Source organism: Enterobacter sp. A103 (assembly GCF_034427535.1).
GTDB lineage: Bacteria > Pseudomonadota > Gammaproteobacteria > Enterobacterales > Enterobacteriaceae > Enterobacter > Enterobacter asburiae_B.
The window spans coordinates 1-14,162 of sequence record NZ_JAXQPQ010000018.1 but is presented as its reverse complement, the minus strand read 5'-3'; the positions used below and the strand labels follow the sequence as shown (position 1 = coordinate 14,162).

At 50.1% G+C, this 14,162-nt stretch carries 29 protein-coding genes and 1 pseudogene; 1 reads left to right on the top strand and 29 read right to left on the bottom strand.

The window, feature by feature from the left end:
• Positions 1–18 precede the first annotated feature (18 nt).
• The 26 genes from rpsD to rpsJ all read right to left on the bottom strand — a co-directional run bounded on the left by rpsD (position 19) and on the right by rpsJ (position 12,233).
• Complete coding sequence (gene rpsD, locus SPH27_RS22415; RefSeq protein ID WP_004868345.1) at positions 19–639, bottom strand: 30S ribosomal protein S4; 621 nt, start codon at positions 637–639, stop codon at positions 19–21.
• Positions 640–672: 33 nt separating this feature from the next.
• Positions 673–1,062 (bottom strand): 30S ribosomal protein S11, encoded by a 390-nt coding sequence (rpsK, locus tag SPH27_RS22410; RefSeq protein ID WP_003863312.1) that lies wholly within the window; start codon positions 1,060–1,062, stop codon positions 673–675.
• Positions 1,063–1,078: 16 nt separating this feature from the next.
• Positions 1,079–1,435 (bottom strand): 30S ribosomal protein S13, encoded by a 357-nt coding sequence (rpsM, locus tag SPH27_RS22405; RefSeq protein WP_003863308.1) that lies wholly within the window; start codon positions 1,433–1,435, stop codon positions 1,079–1,081.
• A 146-nt stretch (positions 1,436–1,581) separates the two neighbouring features.
• Positions 1,582–1,698, bottom strand: coding sequence for a 50S ribosomal protein L36 (rpmJ, locus tag SPH27_RS22400; protein ID WP_000868187.1), 117 nt, complete (start codon positions 1,696–1,698; stop codon positions 1,582–1,584).
• 31 nt (positions 1,699–1,729) lie between these two features.
• Positions 1,730–3,061 (bottom strand): preprotein translocase subunit SecY, encoded by a 1,332-nt coding sequence (secY, locus tag SPH27_RS22395; protein WP_003863305.1) that lies wholly within the window; start codon positions 3,059–3,061, stop codon positions 1,730–1,732.
• Positions 3,062–3,068: 7 nt separating this feature from the next.
• Positions 3,069–3,503, bottom strand: a complete 435-nt coding sequence (gene rplO, locus SPH27_RS22390; protein ID WP_003863304.1) for a 50S ribosomal protein L15 — start codon at positions 3,501–3,503, stop codon at positions 3,069–3,071.
• 3 nt (positions 3,504–3,506) lie between these two features.
• Positions 3,507–3,686 (bottom strand): 50S ribosomal protein L30, encoded by a 180-nt coding sequence (rpmD, locus tag SPH27_RS22385; protein WP_003863301.1) that lies wholly within the window; start codon positions 3,684–3,686, stop codon positions 3,507–3,509.
• A 6-nt stretch (positions 3,687–3,692) separates the two neighbouring features.
• The gene (rpsE, locus tag SPH27_RS22380; RefSeq protein WP_003863299.1) at positions 3,693–4,193 is read right to left on the bottom strand and encodes a 30S ribosomal protein S5; all 501 of its coding nucleotides are present in this window, start codon (positions 4,191–4,193) and stop codon (positions 3,693–3,695) included.
• Positions 4,194–4,207: 14 nt separating this feature from the next.
• Positions 4,208–4,561, bottom strand: coding sequence for a 50S ribosomal protein L18 (gene rplR, locus SPH27_RS22375; RefSeq protein WP_003863297.1), 354 nt, complete (start codon positions 4,559–4,561; stop codon positions 4,208–4,210).
• Positions 4,562–4,570: 9 nt separating this feature from the next.
• Positions 4,571–5,104: a 50S ribosomal protein L6 gene (gene rplF, locus SPH27_RS22370; protein ID WP_003863296.1), complete on the bottom strand. Its 534-nt coding sequence runs from the start codon at positions 5,102–5,104 to the stop codon at positions 4,571–4,573.
• Positions 5,105–5,116: 12 nt separating this feature from the next.
• Positions 5,117–5,509 carry a 30S ribosomal protein S8 gene (gene rpsH / locus SPH27_RS22365; protein ID WP_006178918.1) on the bottom strand — a complete coding sequence of 131 codons (393 nt, stop codon included), beginning with the start codon at positions 5,507–5,509 and terminating at the stop codon, positions 5,117–5,119.
• Between the two features lie 30 nt (positions 5,510–5,539).
• Positions 5,540–5,845, bottom strand: a complete 306-nt coding sequence (gene rpsN, locus SPH27_RS22360) for a 30S ribosomal protein S14 (protein WP_003863291.1) — start codon at positions 5,843–5,845, stop codon at positions 5,540–5,542.
• A gap of 14 nt (positions 5,846–5,859) precedes the next feature.
• Complete coding sequence (rplE, locus tag SPH27_RS22355) at positions 5,860–6,399, bottom strand: 50S ribosomal protein L5 (RefSeq protein WP_001096206.1); 540 nt, start codon at positions 6,397–6,399, stop codon at positions 5,860–5,862.
• A 14-nt stretch (positions 6,400–6,413) separates the two neighbouring features.
• On the bottom strand, positions 6,414–6,728 hold the full coding sequence (gene rplX, locus SPH27_RS22350; protein WP_003863287.1) for a 50S ribosomal protein L24: 315 nt from the start codon (positions 6,726–6,728) through the stop codon (positions 6,414–6,416).
• Positions 6,729–6,738: 10 nt separating this feature from the next.
• Complete coding sequence (gene rplN, locus SPH27_RS22345) at positions 6,739–7,110, bottom strand: 50S ribosomal protein L14 (protein WP_002919748.1); 372 nt, start codon at positions 7,108–7,110, stop codon at positions 6,739–6,741.
• Between the two features lie 166 nt (positions 7,111–7,276).
• Complete coding sequence (gene rpsQ / locus SPH27_RS22340; RefSeq protein WP_008503489.1) at positions 7,277–7,531, bottom strand: 30S ribosomal protein S17; 255 nt, start codon at positions 7,529–7,531, stop codon at positions 7,277–7,279.
• Positions 7,531–7,722 (bottom strand): 50S ribosomal protein L29, encoded by a 192-nt coding sequence (rpmC, locus tag SPH27_RS22335; RefSeq protein WP_003863282.1) that lies wholly within the window; start codon positions 7,720–7,722, stop codon positions 7,531–7,533. The genes rpsQ and rpmC overlap by 1 nt, the downstream gene beginning before the upstream one ends.
• Positions 7,722–8,132, bottom strand: coding sequence for a 50S ribosomal protein L16 (gene rplP / locus SPH27_RS22330; protein WP_002919759.1), 411 nt, complete (start codon positions 8,130–8,132; stop codon positions 7,722–7,724). The genes rpmC and rplP overlap by 1 nt, the downstream gene beginning before the upstream one ends.
• A gap of 12 nt (positions 8,133–8,144) precedes the next feature.
• A complete protein-coding gene (rpsC, locus tag SPH27_RS22325; protein WP_000529945.1) occupies positions 8,145–8,846 on the bottom strand; it encodes a 30S ribosomal protein S3 in 702 nt (233 codons plus the stop codon).
• Between the two features lie 17 nt (positions 8,847–8,863).
• On the bottom strand, positions 8,864–9,196 hold the full coding sequence (gene rplV, locus SPH27_RS22320) for a 50S ribosomal protein L22 (RefSeq protein ID WP_002919773.1): 333 nt from the start codon (positions 9,194–9,196) through the stop codon (positions 8,864–8,866).
• A 14-nt stretch (positions 9,197–9,210) separates the two neighbouring features.
• Complete coding sequence (rpsS, locus tag SPH27_RS22315; protein ID WP_001138117.1) at positions 9,211–9,489, bottom strand: 30S ribosomal protein S19; 279 nt, start codon at positions 9,487–9,489, stop codon at positions 9,211–9,213.
• 16 nt (positions 9,490–9,505) lie between these two features.
• Positions 9,506–10,327 carry a 50S ribosomal protein L2 gene (gene rplB, locus SPH27_RS22310; RefSeq protein WP_000301859.1) on the bottom strand — a complete coding sequence of 274 codons (822 nt, stop codon included), beginning with the start codon at positions 10,325–10,327 and terminating at the stop codon, positions 9,506–9,508.
• 17 nt (positions 10,328–10,344) lie between these two features.
• Positions 10,345–10,647 carry a 50S ribosomal protein L23 gene (rplW, locus tag SPH27_RS22305; RefSeq protein ID WP_000617546.1) on the bottom strand — a complete coding sequence of 101 codons (303 nt, stop codon included), beginning with the start codon at positions 10,645–10,647 and terminating at the stop codon, positions 10,345–10,347.
• Positions 10,644–11,249 (bottom strand): 50S ribosomal protein L4, encoded by a 606-nt coding sequence (gene rplD, locus SPH27_RS22300; protein ID WP_000424395.1) that lies wholly within the window; start codon positions 11,247–11,249, stop codon positions 10,644–10,646. The genes rplW and rplD overlap by 4 nt, the downstream gene beginning before the upstream one ends.
• 10 nt (positions 11,250–11,259) lie before the next feature.
• Positions 11,260–11,889, bottom strand: coding sequence for a 50S ribosomal protein L3 (gene rplC / locus SPH27_RS22295; RefSeq protein WP_006178923.1), 630 nt, complete (start codon positions 11,887–11,889; stop codon positions 11,260–11,262).
• Between the two features lie 32 nt (positions 11,890–11,921).
• A complete protein-coding gene (gene rpsJ, locus SPH27_RS22290; RefSeq protein WP_001181005.1) occupies positions 11,922–12,233 on the bottom strand; it encodes a 30S ribosomal protein S10 in 312 nt (103 codons plus the stop codon).
• A gap of 380 nt (positions 12,234–12,613) precedes the next feature.
• Here rpsJ and SPH27_RS22285 point away from each other — a divergent pair, with 380 nt between their 5' ends.
• Entirely contained in the window at positions 12,614–13,087 is a 474-nt protein-coding gene (locus SPH27_RS22285) for a prepilin peptidase (protein ID WP_033146787.1), read from the top strand.
• On the opposite strand, the gene bfr is transcribed toward SPH27_RS22285, so the two are convergent.
• The 3 genes and pseudogenes from bfr to tuf form a co-directional block, all read right to left on the bottom strand.
• Positions 13,071–13,547, bottom strand: coding sequence for a bacterioferritin (bfr, locus tag SPH27_RS22280; protein WP_182072988.1), 477 nt, complete (start codon positions 13,545–13,547; stop codon positions 13,071–13,073). The genes SPH27_RS22285 and bfr overlap by 17 nt on opposite strands.
• A gap of 72 nt (positions 13,548–13,619) precedes the next feature.
• On the bottom strand, positions 13,620–13,814 hold the full coding sequence (gene bfd / locus SPH27_RS22275; RefSeq protein ID WP_008503493.1) for a bacterioferritin-associated ferredoxin: 195 nt from the start codon (positions 13,812–13,814) through the stop codon (positions 13,620–13,622).
• 179 nt (positions 13,815–13,993) lie between these two features.
• Positions 13,994–14,162, bottom strand: a pseudogene (gene tuf / locus SPH27_RS22270) (elongation factor Tu); the annotation flags it as partial.

The following is a 14,162-nucleotide window of genomic DNA, read 5'->3' as shown; positions in this document are numbered from 1 at the left end:
TCTCTTTGGTACTAAGCTTTACTTGGAGTAAAGCTCGACGATCAGGTGTTCGTTAATGTCCGCAGACAGATCAGAACGTTCTGGCTGACGCTTGAACGTACCTTCCATCTTGCCAGCATCAACTTCCAGCCAGGTTGGCTTTTCACGCTGCTCAGCCAGCTCCAGAGCGGCCTTCACGCGAGATTGCTTTTTCGCTTTCTCACGAATGCTAACAACGTCATTCGCTTTAACCTGATAAGAAGCGATGTTAACAACACGACCGTTTACCATGATTGCTTTGTGGCTAACCAGCTGACGTGATTCAGCACGAGTAGCGCCGAAGCCCATACGGTATACAACGTTGTCCAGACGACCTTCCAGCAGAGCCAGCAGGTTTTCACCTGTGTTGCCTTTCAGACGTGCTGCTTCTTTATAGTAGTTACGGAACTGACGCTCCAGCACACCGTACATACGGCGAACTTTTTGCTTTTCACGCAACTGCACACCATAGTCAGACAGACGCGGTTTACGCGCACCGTGCTGGCCAGGAGCTTGTTCAATTTTACACTTGGTATCGATCGCGCGAACGCCAGACTTAAGGAATAAGTCGGTGCCCTCACGACGGCTCAGCTTGAGCTTAGGACCCAAATATCTTGCCATTTTCTATCTCCAACTAACCTAAAAAACGGAGCGTTATACGCGACGTTTTTTCGGCGGACGACAACCGTTATGAGGGATCGGAGTCACATCAGTAATATTCGTGATGCGGAAACCAGCGGCGTTCAGAGCGCGAACAGTAGATTCACGACCCGGACCCGGACCTTTAACCATAACTTCCAGATTCTTGATGCCGTATTCTTTTACGGCTTCTGCGCAACGCTCTGCTGCAACCTGAGCTGCGAACGGAGTGGATTTGCGAGAACCACGGAAACCGGAACCACCGGCTGTTGCCCAACCCAATGCGTTACCCTGACGATCAGTAATAGTAACGATGGTGTTGTTGAAAGAAGCATGGATATGAGCCACGCCGTCAGAGACTTGTTTTCTTACACGTTTACGTGCACGAACTGGTGCCTTTGCCATTATTCAATCACCCCGATTATTTCTTGATCGGTTTGCGCGGACCCTTACGGGTACGTGCGTTGGTCTTAGTACGCTGACCGCGCACTGGCAGACCACGACGATGACGCAAACCGCGATAGCAACCAAGATCCATCAGGCGCTTGATGCTCATGCTGATTTCACGGCGCAGATCACCTTCAACGACAAATTTGGCAACTTCGTCACGCAGCGTGTCGATTTGTTCTTCAGACAGCTCACTGATCTTAACATCTTCAGCGATACCCGCTGCAGCCAGAATGGCTTTAGAACGGGTCTTGCCGACGCCGTAGATCGAAGTTAATGCGATCACAGCATGTTTCTGATCAGGAATGTTAATGCCTGCTATACGGGCCACTATGCACTCCTACTATTTAATATGTACGCACCATGCTGAAAAGCCCGTTTTCAGGATACTCAAATGGAAACGTACAGACATACAAAAGATTGGCTGGCTAATCTAGCCAGCTCAACCCAACTTTGCAAGAAAAATATGCGAAATAATCAGCCTTGGCGCTGTTTATGCTTCGGCTCGGCACTGCAAATCACACGGATGACACCATCACGCTTAACGATTTTGCAGTTACGGCATAATTTCTTGACGGAAGCACGAACTTTCATTTTTACTCTCCGTAACTTCTCAGGCGACCATTTAGCGGCCGTAGCCTTTCAGGTTCGCCTTCTTCAATGCAGACTCGTACTGACTGGACATCATCAGAGTTTGCACTTGAGCCATAAAGTCCATAATCACGACAACAACGATAAGCAGTGAGGTCCCACCGAAGTAGAACGGTACTTTCATTGCATCACGCATGAACTCCGGGATCAGGCAGATAAAAGTAATATAAAGCGCACCAACCAAAGTCAGGCGAGTCATTACTTTATCGATATACTTCGCCGTTTGCTCTCCCGGACGAATTCCTGGTACAAATGCACCGGACTTCTTCAGGTTATCTGCTGTTTCACGCGGGTTGAAGACCAACGCCGTGTAGAAGAAACAGAAGAAGATGATCGCAGACGCATAGAGTAACACATAAAGTGGTTGCCCAGGCTGCAAATACAGCGAAATTGTTGTCAGCCAGTTCCAACCAGTACCGCCCCCGAACCATGACGCGATGGTCGCCGGGAACAGAATAATACTGGAAGCGAAGATAGCCGGGATAACCCCCGCCATGTTCACTTTCAGCGGTAAATGTGTGCTCTGTGCAGCATAGACACGACGACCTTGCTGACGTTTAGCGTAGTTCACCACAATGCGGCGTTGACCACGTTCAACGAAGACAACAAAGAACGTCACTGCAAATACTAATACTGCAACCAACAGCAACAGGAGGAAGTGCAGGTCGCCTTGACGCGCTTGCTCGATAGTATGGGCGATGGCTGGCGGGAGGCCCGCGACAATACCGGCGAAGATAATGATTGAGATACCGTTACCGATACCACGCTCAGTAATCTGTTCGCCGAGCCACATCAGGAACATAGTCCCTGTGACCAGACTTACAACAGCGGTGAAGTAGAATGCAAAGCCCGGGTTTAACACCAGGCCCTGCATACCAGGCATATTCGGCAGACCGGTAGCAATACCGATCGACTGGAATATTGCCAGCACCAGAGTACCGTAACGGGTGTACTGACTAATCTTACGACGTCCAGACTCCCCTTCTTTCTTCAACTCTGCCAGGGCCGGATGAACGACCGTCAGCAGTTGGATAATAATAGATGCCGAAATGTACGGCATAATACCCAATGCAAAGATAGAAGCACGGCTGAGAGCACCACCAGAGAACATGTTGAACATTTCAATGATGGTGCCTCGCTGTTGCTCAAGCAGTTTGGCAAGTACAGCGGCATCGATACCAGGGATCGGAATAAAAGAGCCAATACGGAACACAATCAGCGCGCCGATAACAAACAGCAGTCTGCGTTTCAGCTCGCCAAATCCACCTTTGGCACTTTGAAAATCTAATCCCGGTTGCTTAGCCATCTGCTACTTATTCCTCAATTTTACCGCCAGCAGCTTCGATAGCAGCACGAGCACCTTTAGTAACACGCAGGCCACGAACAGTTACCGGAGTAGAAACTTCACCAGCCAGGATCACTTTCGCGAACTCGATCTGGATACCGATAATGTTTGCTGCTTTCAGCGTGTTCAGGTCTACAACGCCGCCTTCAACTTTCGCCAGGTCAGACAGACGGATTTCCGCTGTGATCGCTGCTTTGCGAGAGGTGAAGCCGAACTTCGGCAGACGACGGTACAGTGGCATCTGGCCACCCTCGAAACCGCGACGTACGCCACCGCCAGAACGAGAGTTCTGACCTTTGTGACCACGACCACCGGTTTTGCCGAGGCCAGAACCGATACCACGACCCAGGCGTTTACCCGCCTTTTTAGAGCCTTCGGCCGGAGACAGAGTATTTAAACGCATCTCTTACTCCTCAACTTTAACCATGAAGTAAACCGCGTTGACCATACCACGAACAGCGGGAGTATCCTCGCGCTCAACGGTATGACCAATACGACGCAGACCCAGGCCAAGCAGCGTTGCCTTGTGTTTCGGCAGACGACCGATTGCACTGCGGGTTTGAGTGATTTTAATAGTCTTTGCCATGGTCAATTACCCCAGAATTTCTTCAACGGATTTACCACGCTTGGCAGCGACCATTTCTGGAGAATTCATATTTTCCAGGCCATCAATAGTTGCACGAACCACGTTGATCGGGTTGGTGGAACCATATGCTTTGGCCAGAACGTTATGAACCCCAGCAACTTCCAGAACGGCGCGCATTGCACCACCGGCGATGATACCGGTACCTTCTGAAGCTGGCTGCATGAATACACGAGAACCCGTGTGAACACCTTTAACTGGGTGTTGCAGGGTACCGTTGTTCAGCGCGACGTTAATCATATTGCGACGGGCTTTTTCCATCGCTTTCTGGATCGCTGCTGGAACTTCACGCGCTTTACCGTAACCAAAACCAACGCGACCGTTACCATCGCCTACTACAGTCAGAGCTGTGAAGGAGAAAATACGACCACCTTTAACGGTTTTAGATACGCGGTTTACCGCGATCAGCTTTTCCTGCAGTTCGCCAGCCTGTTTTTCGATGTGAGCCATCTTACACCTCTACCTTAGAACTGAAGGCCAGCTTCACGGGCAGCATCTGCCAGTGCCTGGACACGACCATGATATTGGAACCCGGAACGGTCAAAGGAAACATTGCTGATGCCTTTTTCCAGAGCGCGTTCAGCAACAGCTTTACCTACAGCTGCAGCGGCGTCTTTGTTACCGGTGTACTTCAATTGTTCTGAGATAGCTTTTTCTACAGTAGAAGCAGCTACCAGAACTTCAGAACCGTTCGGTGCAATTACCTGTGCGTAAATATGACGCGGGGTACGATGTACCACCAGGCGAGTTGCACCCAGCTCTTTGAGCTTGCGGCGTGCGCGGGTCGCACGACGGATACGAGCAGATTTCTTATCCATAGTGTTACCTTACTTCTTCTTAGCCTCTTTGGTACGCACGACTTCGTCGGCGTAACGAACACCCTTGCCTTTGTAAGGCTCAGGACGACGGTAGGCGCGCAGATCTGCTGCAACCTGACCGATCAGCTGTTTATCAGCGCCTTTCAGCACGATTTCAGTTTGAGTCGGACATTCTGCAGTGATACCGGCCGGCAGCGGATGCTCAACAGGGTGTGAGAAGCCCAGAGACAGGCCTACTGCATTCCCTTTGATAGCTGCACGATAACCTACACCAACCAGCTGAAGCTTTTTAGTGAAGCCTTCGGTAACACCAACAACCATTGAGTTCAGCAGGGCACGCGCGGTACCAGCCTGAGCCCATCCATCCACGAAACCATCACGTGGACCGAAGGTCAGAGCGTTATCTGCATGTTTAACTTCAACAGCTTTGTTGAGGGTACGAGTCAGCTCGCCGTTTTTACCTTTGATCGTAATAACCTGACCGTCGATTTTTACATCAACGCCGGCAGGAATAACGACCGGTGCTTTAGCAACACGAGACATTCTTTCCTCCGATTAGGCTACGTAGCAGATAATTTCGCCACCAAGACCAGCCTGGCGCGCTGCACGATCAGTCATAACACCTTTAGAGGTAGAAACAACTGCGATACCAAGACCAGCCATAACTTTTGGCAGCTCATCTTTTTTCTTATAGATGCGCAGGCCTGGGCGGCTGACACGCTGAATGCTTTCTACAACAGCTTTACCCTGGAAATACTTAAGAGTAAGTTCCAGTTCCGGCTTGGTGTCGCCTTCAACTTTAAAATCTTCGATAAAACCTTCTTCCTTCAGCACGTTGGCAATTGCCACTTTCAGCTTGGCGGAAGGCATGGTGACCGCAACTTTGTTCGCGGCCTGACCGTTACGGATACGGGTCAGCATATCCGCGATCGGATCTTGCATGCTCATCTGTCTTTACTCCCGTGATTCAATTGGTAATTACCAGCTAGCCTTTTTCAAGCCTGGCACTTCACCGCGCATGGCGGCTTCACGCAGTTTGATACGGCTCAACCCAAACTTGCCCACATAACCATGTGGACGACCTGTTTGACGACAGCGGTTACGCTGACGAGACGGGCTGGAATCACGCGGCAGAGACTGCAGCTTGAGAACCGCATTCCAACGATCTTCGTCGGAAGCGTTCACATCAGAAATGATCGCTTTCAGTTCAGCGCGTTTAGCGAAGAATTTATCAGCTAAAGCTACGCGCTTTACTTCGCGTGCTTTCATTGATTGCTTAGCCATTCAGTAACCCTACCTTACTTGCGGAACGGGAAGTCAAAGGCAGCCAGCAGAGCACGGCCTTCTTCGTCAGATTTCGCAGTAGTGGTAATGGTAATATCCAAACCACGCACGCGGTCGACTTTATCGTAGTCGATTTCTGGGAAGATGATCTGCTCACGGACACCCATGCTGTAGTTACCACGACCGTCGAAAGACTTAGCGGACAAGCCACGGAAGTCACGGATACGTGGAACAGCAATAGTGATCAGGCGCTCAAAGAACTCCCACATGCGTTCGCCACGCAGAGTTACTTTACAGCCGATCGGATAGCCCTGACGGATTTTGAAGCCTGCAACAGATTTGCGTGCTTTGGTGATCAGCGGTTTTTGACCGGAGATTGCTGTCAGGTCAGCTGCTGCGTTATCCAGCAGTTTCTTGTCAGCGATCGCTTCACCAACACCCATGTTCAGGGTGATCTTCTCGACCCGAGGGACTTGCATGACAGAATTGTAGTTAAACTCAGTCATGAGTTTGTTAACTACTTCGTCTTTGTAGTAATCATGCAGTTTCGCCATCGTACTACTCCAAATTACTTGATAGTTTCGCTGTTAGACTTGAAGAAACGGACTTTTTTGCCGTCTTCGAATCTAAAGCCTACACGGTCAGCCTTGCCGGTAGCCGCATTGAAGATTGCAACGTTAGAAACCTGAATAGCAGCTTCTTTTTCAACGATGCCACCTGGTTGGTTCAGGGCCGGAACCGGCTTCTGATGTTTCTTAACCAGGTTGATACCTTCAACGACAAGTTTGCCGGAAGACAGAACATTTTTTACTTTACCGCGTTTACCTTTATCTTTACCGGTTAACACGATAACTTCGTCATCACGACGGATTTTCGCTGCCATGATTCGCTCCTTAGAGTACTTCTGGTGCCAGAGAGATAATTTTCATGAACTTCTCAGTACGAAGTTCACGAGTTACCGGCCCAAAGATACGCGTGCCGATAGGCTGCTCGCTGTTATTGTTTAAAATAACGCATGCATTACCATCGAAGCGAATGACAGAACCGTCAGGGCGACGAACACCCTTCTTGGTGCGCACCACTACCGCCTTCAGCACATCACCTTTTTTGACCTTACCACGTGGAATTGCTTCCTTGATGGTGATCTTGATGATGTCGCCTACGCCTGCGTAGCGACGGTGCGAGCCACCCAGAACCTTGATACACATTACGCGACGTGCACCGGAGTTGTCGGCGACGTTCAGCATAGTCTGTTCTTGGATCATTTTAGTGCTCCGCTAATGTCAACTACTACCTGAGACTCTAAAATCAGAGCCGTTAAAAAGCCCCATATCGAGGGCGCGGCATTATAACACCGCTTCTGCAATATGGGTAGAAAAAATAAACGGCTCATCGCTGAGCCGTTTATTCGTATTGAGAAGGCGTACTGTATTACAGAACCGCTTTCTCTACAACGCGAACCAGCGTCCAGGACTTAGTCTTGGACAGTGGACGGCATTCACGGATTTCAACCTTGTCGCCGATACCACATTCGTTGTTCTCGTCATGTACGTGCAGTTTGGTCGTACGCTTGATGAATTTACCGTAGATCGGGTGTTTCACAATACGTTCGATAGCTACAACAATGGATTTCTCCATTTTGTCGCTAACAACACGACCTTGCAGAGTACGGATTTTATCGGTCATTACGCACCCGCCTTCTGAGTCAGTAAAGTCTTAACGCGTGCAACATTGCGACGCACTTGCTTCAGCAGGTGAGTCTGTTGCAGCTGGCCACTTGCAGCCTGCATACGCAGGTTGAACTGCTCACGCAGCAGGTTCAGCAGCTCAGCGTTCAGCTCTTCAACGCTTTTTTCACGCAGCTCTTTTGCTTTCATTACATCACCGTCTTAGTTACAAAGGTGGTTTTGATAGGCAGTTTCGCTGCTGCCAGGCCGAAGGCTTCACGGGCCAGCTCTTCCGGAACACCGTCCATTTCATAAAGGACTTTGCCCGGTTGGATTAAGGCAACCCAGTACTCCACGTTACCTTTACCTTTACCCATACGAACTTCCAGTGGCTTCTCGGTGATCGGTTTGTCCGGGAATACACGGATCCAGATCTTACCTTGACGCTTAACTGCACGGGTCATTGCACGACGTGCTGCTTCGATCTGACGTGCAGTCAGACGACCACGGCCAACAGCTTTCAGACCGAAAGTGCCGAAGCTAACATCCGTACCCTGCGCCAGACCACGGTTGCGGCCTTTGTGCACTTTACGGAATTTTGTACGCTTTGGTTGTAACATCAGCGACGCTCCTTATTTACGGCCTTTACGCTGCTGCTTTTTAGGTTGAGCAGCCGGTTTTTCCGGTTGTTCAACAGCAGCCATACCACCCAGGATCTCACCTTTGAAGATCCATACCTTAACGCCGATTACACCGTAAGTGGTGTGCGCTTCAGAGGTGTTGTAGTCGATGTCAGCACGCAGAGTGTGCAGCGGTACGCGACCTTCACGGTACCATTCGGTACGTGCGATTTCCGCGCCGCCCAGACGACCGCTAACTTCAACTTTAATACCTTTAGCGCCCAGACGCATTGCGTTCTGTACAGCACGCTTCATAGCACGACGGAACATAACACGACGTTCCAGCTGTGAAGTGATGCTGTCAGCAACCAATTTAGCGTCCAGTTCAGGCTTACGAACTTCAGCGATATTGATCTGTGCAGGAACGCCAGCGATATCCGCTACGACCTTGCGCAGTTTTTCTACGTCTTCGCCTTTCTTACCGATAACGATGCCAGGACGAGCAGTGTGAATAGTCACACGGATGCTCTTCGCTGGACGCTCGATAACGATACGAGATACAGACGCTTTAGCCAGTTCCTTAGTCAGGTACTGACGTACTTTAAAATCGCTGTCCAGGTTGTCAGCGAATTCTTTGGTGTTCGCAAACCAGGTAGAGTTCCATGGTTTTACAATACCCAAGCGAATACCATTAGGATGTACTTTCTGACCCATTGCTAGTCTCCAGAGTCTCAGCGATCGGACACAACCACAGTAATGTGGCTGGTGCGCTTCAGGATGCGATCTGCACGACCTTTCGCACGCGGCATAATGCGCTTCATGCTTGGGCCTTCATCTACGAAAATTTTCGCGACTTTCAGATCGTCGATGTCAGCGCCATCGTTGTGTTCAGCGTTAGCAATGGCAGATTCCAGTACTTTCTTGACCAATACCGCAGCTTTCTTGTTGGTATAGGTCAGGATGTCCAGGGCCTGCGACACTTTCTTACCGCGAATCAGGTCAGCAACAAGGCGAACCTTCTGAGCAGAAGAACGAGCATGGCGATGTTGAGCTAAAGTTTCCATCTCTTCCTCCTACCTTATTTCTTCTTCGCTTTTTTATCAGCAGCGTGGCCGCGATAAGTACGAGTCGGTGCGAATTCACCCAGTTTGTGACCAACCATTTCGTCGGTAACAAAGACTGGAACGTGCTGACGACCATTATGGACAGCGATGGTCAAACCGATCATGTTAGGAAAGATCGTTGAACGACGGGACCAAGTGCGCAGGGGCTTCTTGTCTCCGCTTTCCACCGCTTTCTCTACCTTCTTCAGCAAGTGCAGGTCAATAAAAGGACCTTTCTTGAGAGAACGTGGCATGGCTTATCCTCTAAAATTATTTGCTACGGCGACGTACGATAAATTTATCAGTACGCTTGTTGCTGCGGGTCTTCTTACCTTTGGTCTGAACGCCCCACGGAGTTACCGGGTGCTTACCAAAGTTACGACCTTCACCACCACCATGTGGGTGGTCGACTGGGTTCATCGCAGTACCGCGAACGGTAGGACGAACACCACGCCAGCGTGCAGCACCTGCTTTACCCAGAACGCGCAGCATATGCTCAGCATTGCCAACTTCGCCCAGAGTAGCGCGGCAGTCTGCTTCGACTTTACGCATTTCACCAGAACGCAGACGCAGGGTGACATAAGCACCATCACGAGCAACGATCTGAACGTAAGTACCAGCGGAACGTGCCAGCTGACCGCCTTTACCTGGTTTCATTTCTACGTTATGAACGGTAGAACCAACCGGGATATTGCGCATCGGCAGGGTGTTGCCTGCTTTGATTGCAGCATCAACGCCAGACTGAATCTGGTCGCCAGCTTTCAGGCCTTTAGGGGCCAGGATGTAACGGCGTTCGCCGTCTTTGTACAGAACCAGCGCGATGTTCGCGGAACGGTTCGGATCGTACTCAAGACGTTCAACAACTGCTGGGATACCGTCTTTGTTGCGTTTGAAGTCAACAATACGATAAGCCTGCTTGTGGCCACCACCGATGTGACGAGTGGTGATACGGCCATTGTTGTTACGACCACCGGATTTGCTGTTTTTTTCCAGCAACGGAGCAAAAGGTTTGCCCTTGTGCAGCTCAGGGTTAACCACTTTAACTACGTGGCGACGACCCGGAGATGTCGGTTTACATTTAACAACTGCCATTGTATTACTCCTCCGACTTACTCAGCGCCGCCAACGAAGTCCAGATTCTGGCCTTCTTTCAGGGTGACGTAAGCTTTTTTCCAGTCGCTACGACGACCGATACGCTGTCCGTGACGTTTAACTTTCCCTTTAACTACCAGGGTGTTAACGACTTCGACTTCGACTTCAAACAGTTTCTGCACAGCAGCTTTGATCTCTGCTTTGGTCGCGTCTTTAGCAACTTTGAGAACGATGGTGTTTGTTTTTTCCATCGCAGTAGACGCTTTTTCAGAAACGTGCGGTGCGCGAAGCACCTTCAGCAGACGTTCTTCACGAATCATGCCAGCATCTCCTCAACTTGCTTAACAGCATCAGCAGTCATTACGACTTTGTCGAAGGCGATCAGGCTAACCGGGTCGATACCAGTCGCATCGCGTACGTCAACCTTGTGCAGGTTACGTGCGGCCAGGAACAGGTTCTCGTCCAGCTCACCGGTGATGATCAGCACATCTTCCAGAGCCATGTCTTTCAGTTTCTGTGCCAGCAGCTTAGTTTTAGGCGCTTCAACAGAGAACTTCTCGACAACGATCAGACGATCCTGACGTACCAGTTCGGACAGGATGCTTTTCAGCGCGCCGCGGTACATCTTTTTGTTAACTTTTTGACTGTGGTCCTGTGGACGCGCAGCGAAGGTCACGCCACCTGAACGCCAGATCGGGCTCTTGATAGAACCTGAACGCGCACGGCCGGTACCTTTCTGGCGCCATGGCTTTTTGCCAGAACCAGTTACTTCAGCACGAGTCTTCTGAGCACGAGTACCCTGACGAGCACCAGCTGCATAAGCAACAACAACCTGGTGAACCAGCGCTTCGTTGAAATCACGACCGAAGGTAGTTTCGGAAACAGTCAGCGCGCTCTGCGCGTCTTTCAATACTAATTCCATTGCTATCCCCTTACGCCTTCACAGCTGGTTTAACGATCAGGTCGCTACCGGTTGCACCCGGAACTGCACCTTTAACCAGCAGCAGGTTGCGCTCAGCGTCAACACGTACTACGTCCAGGCTCTGAACGGTCACACGTTCGTTACCCAGCTGACCTGCCATTTTCTTGCCTTTGAACACTTTGCCCGGAGTCTGGTTCTGACCGATAGAACCCGGAACGCGGTGAGACAAGGAGTTACCGTGGGTAGCGTCCTGGGTACGGAAGTTCCAGCGCTTAACGGTACCAGCAAAACCTTTACCTTTAGAGGTACCGGTTACGTCAACTTTTTTAACGTCAGCAAACAGCTCAACGCTAATGTCCTGACCTACGGTGAACTCTTCGCCTTCAGCAAGACGGAATTCCCACAGACCACGGCCAGCTTCTACGCCAGCTTTAGCGAAGTGACCCGCTTCTGGTTTGGTTACACGGTTAGCTTTTTTAGCACCAGTGGTCACCTGAACAGCGCGGTAGCCATCGTTAGCCAGATCTTTAACCTGGGTAACGCGGTTTGCTTCAACTTCGATTACGGTTACTGGGATTGAAACGCCATCTTCAGTGAAGATGCGGGTCATGCCCACTTTTTTACCGACTAAACCAATCATTGTATCAACCTCTCAATCGCTCGATGACCTGATTAACCCAGGCTGATCTGCACGTCTACACCGGCAGCCAGATCCAGACGCATCAGAGCATCAACGGTTTTCTCAGTTGGCTCAACGATGTCAACCAGACGCTTGTGAGTGCGGATTTCGTACTGATCACGCGCGTCTTTATTGACGTGCGGAGAGATCAGAACGGTGAAGCGCTCTTTGCGGGTCGGCAGCGGGATCGGACCACGGACTTGCGCACCAGTGCGCTTAGCAGTCTCGACGATTTCCGCGGTTGATTGATCGATCAGACGATGATCAAACGCTTTAAGGCGGATACGGATTCTTTGGTTCTGCATGAGACCAGAGCTCCAATTATTTTATAAACGAAAATGATTACTCCTCAAACCCATTACGATTGATGGGAGAGTGTAACCGTTCTTACGTAGCTCCCCAATTGGGAGCATTGTTGAGTAACAAAATGAGCTACTCTGGTTCTGATTGAACCCGCCGTCAATTACGACAAGCCCGCGCATTATACGTAAATCTGGACAAGACGCAAGTGCCGTTTAGAAATTAAGCGCCAGAGGCGCAGTGTTCGTATGGGCGCGCAACTTTTTACGCAATGTATCCCTTCTCAAGGCTTTGTCTCGAGCCCCTGCGCAAGTGTCGTTTTTATAGATTGCCGACCAGGTCGATTATAGCGAGGATGCGCTCAAACCCTTTTGAGGCCTTTTCCATGTTAACCACCCTCCCCTTTTTGCTGGTCTATTTTTCGCTGACTGCCTTTCTCGTCCGTGCAGATATTCGCTGCGGACTGCTTCCTGATAAATTTCTCTGCCCGTTGCTATGGGCGGGCCTGCTCTTTCAGCTCTGTGTCCAACCTGATTTTCTGCCGAGTGCAGTAGTGGGAGCGATGGCTGGATATGTCGGCTTTGCCGTTATTTACTGGGGATATCGGTTTATCTGCCGGCGTGAAGGGATGGGATACGGCGATGTAAAATACCTGGCGGCGCTTGGCGCGTGGCATGGCTGGTGCATGCTGCCTACGTTGGCGTTACTCGCTGCACTTATGGCGCTACTTAGCATTCTTGTGTTTTCGTTACTCACCGGCGATAAGGGAGCATTAAAAAACCCACTGCCTTTTGGGCCATTTCTGGCAGCAGCGGGTTTATGCGTAGGCTGGAAGACGGTGGTTACTCTTCCACTTTAATCTGCGACTGAAGGTAGTTCTGCAGACCGATTTTAGCAATCAGATCCAGCTCCGTTTCCAGCCAGTCAATATGACCTTCTTCATCGGCAAGGATCTGGATCATCATATCGCGACTAACGTAGTCATGTACGCTGTCGGCATAGGCAATGGCTTCACGGAGATCTTTGGCGCCTTCAAGTTCCAGCCTGAGGTCGGAACGCAGCATCTCTTCGACATCTTCTCCGATGCCCAGCTTTCCGAGATCCTGCAGGTTTGGAATGCCTTCAAGGAATAAAATACGCTCGATATATTTATCAGCGTGCTTCATTTCATCGATCGATTCATGGTACTCAACGTCGTTCAGACGTTTAATCCCCCAGTTTTTGAACATTCTCGCGTGAAGAAAGTACTGGTTAATTGCGACAAGCTCATTTCCCAATAATTTATTGAGATAACTTATGATTTTAACATCACCTTTCATTATATAGTCCCTCCGCTTCCACTCATTGAAGCGTAGATCGGGCTACAGGGATGTCAAAAAAAAGATGGGCGCTTACGCGATCTCTTTGTATTCCGGGATCTGCATCAATTCGTCCTGCATGATCTCTCGCGCAGCACGTACACATTTACCACATTGATTTCCCACCGGAACAAATTTGCGTAGCTGCTGAAATGACTGAGGCTGAAACTGACGAACGGCCTGACGTATTTTCTTGTCGCTTACACCATTACATAAACAAACGTACATAGAGACTCCCGTTCAAATTATGCGCAAAGTGTAAGTGAGAATGGTTATGATTACAATAGCACAAACGCCACAATACGGGGCGGGAGCAGGCAAAAAATGCGTAATTTTGTGACAGTACCTGAGCGGCAGAAAACAAAAAAGGACGCCGAAGCGTCCTTTTTTTATTCGGGGATAATTAATTAGCCCAGAACTTTAGCAACAACGCCCGCGCCAACGGTACGGCCGCCTTCACGGATTGCGAAACGCAGACCGTCGTCCATCGCGATTGGGTGGATCAGAGTCACAACCATCTTGATGTTGTCGCCTGGCATTACCATCTCAACGCCTTCTGGCAGTTCGATGGTACCG

What these genes read in the sequence shown, in the direction of transcription:
- rpsD (WP_004868345.1), bottom strand. Translation starts at nt 639, where the DNA reads ATGGCAAGATATTTGGGTCCTAAGCTCAAGCTGAGCCGTCGTGAGGGC.
- rpsK (WP_003863312.1), bottom strand. Translation starts at nt 1,062, where the DNA reads ATGGCAAAGGCACCAGTTCGTGCACGTAAACGTGTAAGAAAACAAGTC.
- rpmJ (WP_000868187.1), bottom strand. Translation starts at nt 1,698, where the DNA reads ATGAAAGTTCGTGCTTCCGTCAAGAAATTATGCCGTAACTGCAAAATC.
- secY (WP_003863305.1), bottom strand. Translation starts at nt 3,061, where the DNA reads ATGGCTAAGCAACCGGGATTAGATTTTCAAAGTGCCAAAGGTGGATTT.
- rplO (WP_003863304.1), bottom strand. Translation starts at nt 3,503, where the DNA reads ATGCGTTTAAATACTCTGTCTCCGGCCGAAGGCTCTAAAAAGGCGGGT.
- rpmD (WP_003863301.1), bottom strand. Translation starts at nt 3,686, where the DNA reads ATGGCAAAGACTATTAAAATCACTCAAACCCGCAGTGCAATCGGTCGT.
- rpsE (WP_003863299.1), bottom strand. Translation starts at nt 4,193, where the DNA reads ATGGCTCACATCGAAAAACAGGCTGGCGAACTGCAGGAAAAGCTGATC.
- rplR (WP_003863297.1), bottom strand. Translation starts at nt 4,561, where the DNA reads ATGGATAAGAAATCTGCTCGTATCCGTCGTGCGACCCGCGCACGCCGC.
- rplF (WP_003863296.1), bottom strand. Translation starts at nt 5,104, where the DNA reads ATGTCTCGTGTTGCTAAAGCACCGGTCGTTATTCCTGCCGGCGTTGAT.
- rpsH (WP_006178918.1), bottom strand. Translation starts at nt 5,509, where the DNA reads ATGAGCATGCAAGATCCGATCGCGGATATGCTGACCCGTATCCGTAAC.
- rpsN (WP_003863291.1), bottom strand. Translation starts at nt 5,845, where the DNA reads ATGGCTAAGCAATCAATGAAAGCACGCGAAGTAAAGCGCGTAGCTTTA.
- rplE (WP_001096206.1), bottom strand. Translation starts at nt 6,399, where the DNA reads ATGGCGAAACTGCATGATTACTACAAAGACGAAGTAGTTAACAAACTC.
- rplX (WP_003863287.1), bottom strand. Translation starts at nt 6,728, where the DNA reads ATGGCAGCGAAAATCCGTCGTGATGACGAAGTTATCGTGTTAACCGGT.
- rplN (WP_002919748.1), bottom strand. Translation starts at nt 7,110, where the DNA reads ATGATCCAAGAACAGACTATGCTGAACGTCGCCGACAACTCCGGTGCA.
- rpsQ (WP_008503489.1), bottom strand. Translation starts at nt 7,531, where the DNA reads ATGACCGATAAAATCCGTACTCTGCAAGGTCGTGTTGTTAGCGACAAA.
- rpmC (WP_003863282.1), bottom strand. Translation starts at nt 7,722, where the DNA reads ATGAAAGCAAAAGAGCTGCGTGAAAAAAGCGTTGAAGAGCTGAACGCT.
- rplP (WP_002919759.1), bottom strand. Translation starts at nt 8,132, where the DNA reads ATGTTACAACCAAAGCGTACAAAATTCCGTAAAGTGCACAAAGGCCGC.
- rpsC (WP_000529945.1), bottom strand. Translation starts at nt 8,846, where the DNA reads ATGGGTCAGAAAGTACATCCTAATGGTATTCGCTTGGGTATTGTAAAA.
- rplV (WP_002919773.1), bottom strand. Translation starts at nt 9,196, where the DNA reads ATGGAAACTTTAGCTCAACATCGCCATGCTCGTTCTTCTGCTCAGAAG.
- rpsS (WP_001138117.1), bottom strand. Translation starts at nt 9,489, where the DNA reads ATGCCACGTTCTCTCAAGAAAGGTCCTTTTATTGACCTGCACTTGCTG.
- rplB (WP_000301859.1), bottom strand. Translation starts at nt 10,327, where the DNA reads ATGGCAGTTGTTAAATGTAAACCGACATCTCCGGGTCGTCGCCACGTA.
- rplW (WP_000617546.1), bottom strand. Translation starts at nt 10,647, where the DNA reads ATGATTCGTGAAGAACGTCTGCTGAAGGTGCTTCGCGCACCGCACGTT.
- rplD (WP_000424395.1), bottom strand. Translation starts at nt 11,249, where the DNA reads ATGGAATTAGTATTGAAAGACGCGCAGAGCGCGCTGACTGTTTCCGAA.
- rplC (WP_006178923.1), bottom strand. Translation starts at nt 11,889, where the DNA reads ATGATTGGTTTAGTCGGTAAAAAAGTGGGCATGACCCGCATCTTCACT.
- rpsJ (WP_001181005.1), bottom strand. Translation starts at nt 12,233, where the DNA reads ATGCAGAACCAAAGAATCCGTATCCGCCTTAAAGCGTTTGATCATCGT.
- SPH27_RS22285 (WP_033146787.1), top strand. Translation starts at nt 12,614, where the DNA reads ATGTTAACCACCCTCCCCTTTTTGCTGGTCTATTTTTCGCTGACTGCC.
- bfr (WP_182072988.1), bottom strand. Translation starts at nt 13,547, where the DNA reads ATGAAAGGTGATGTTAAAATCATAAGTTATCTCAATAAATTATTGGGA.
- bfd (WP_008503493.1), bottom strand. Translation starts at nt 13,814, where the DNA reads ATGTACGTTTGTTTATGTAATGGTGTAAGCGACAAGAAAATACGTCAG.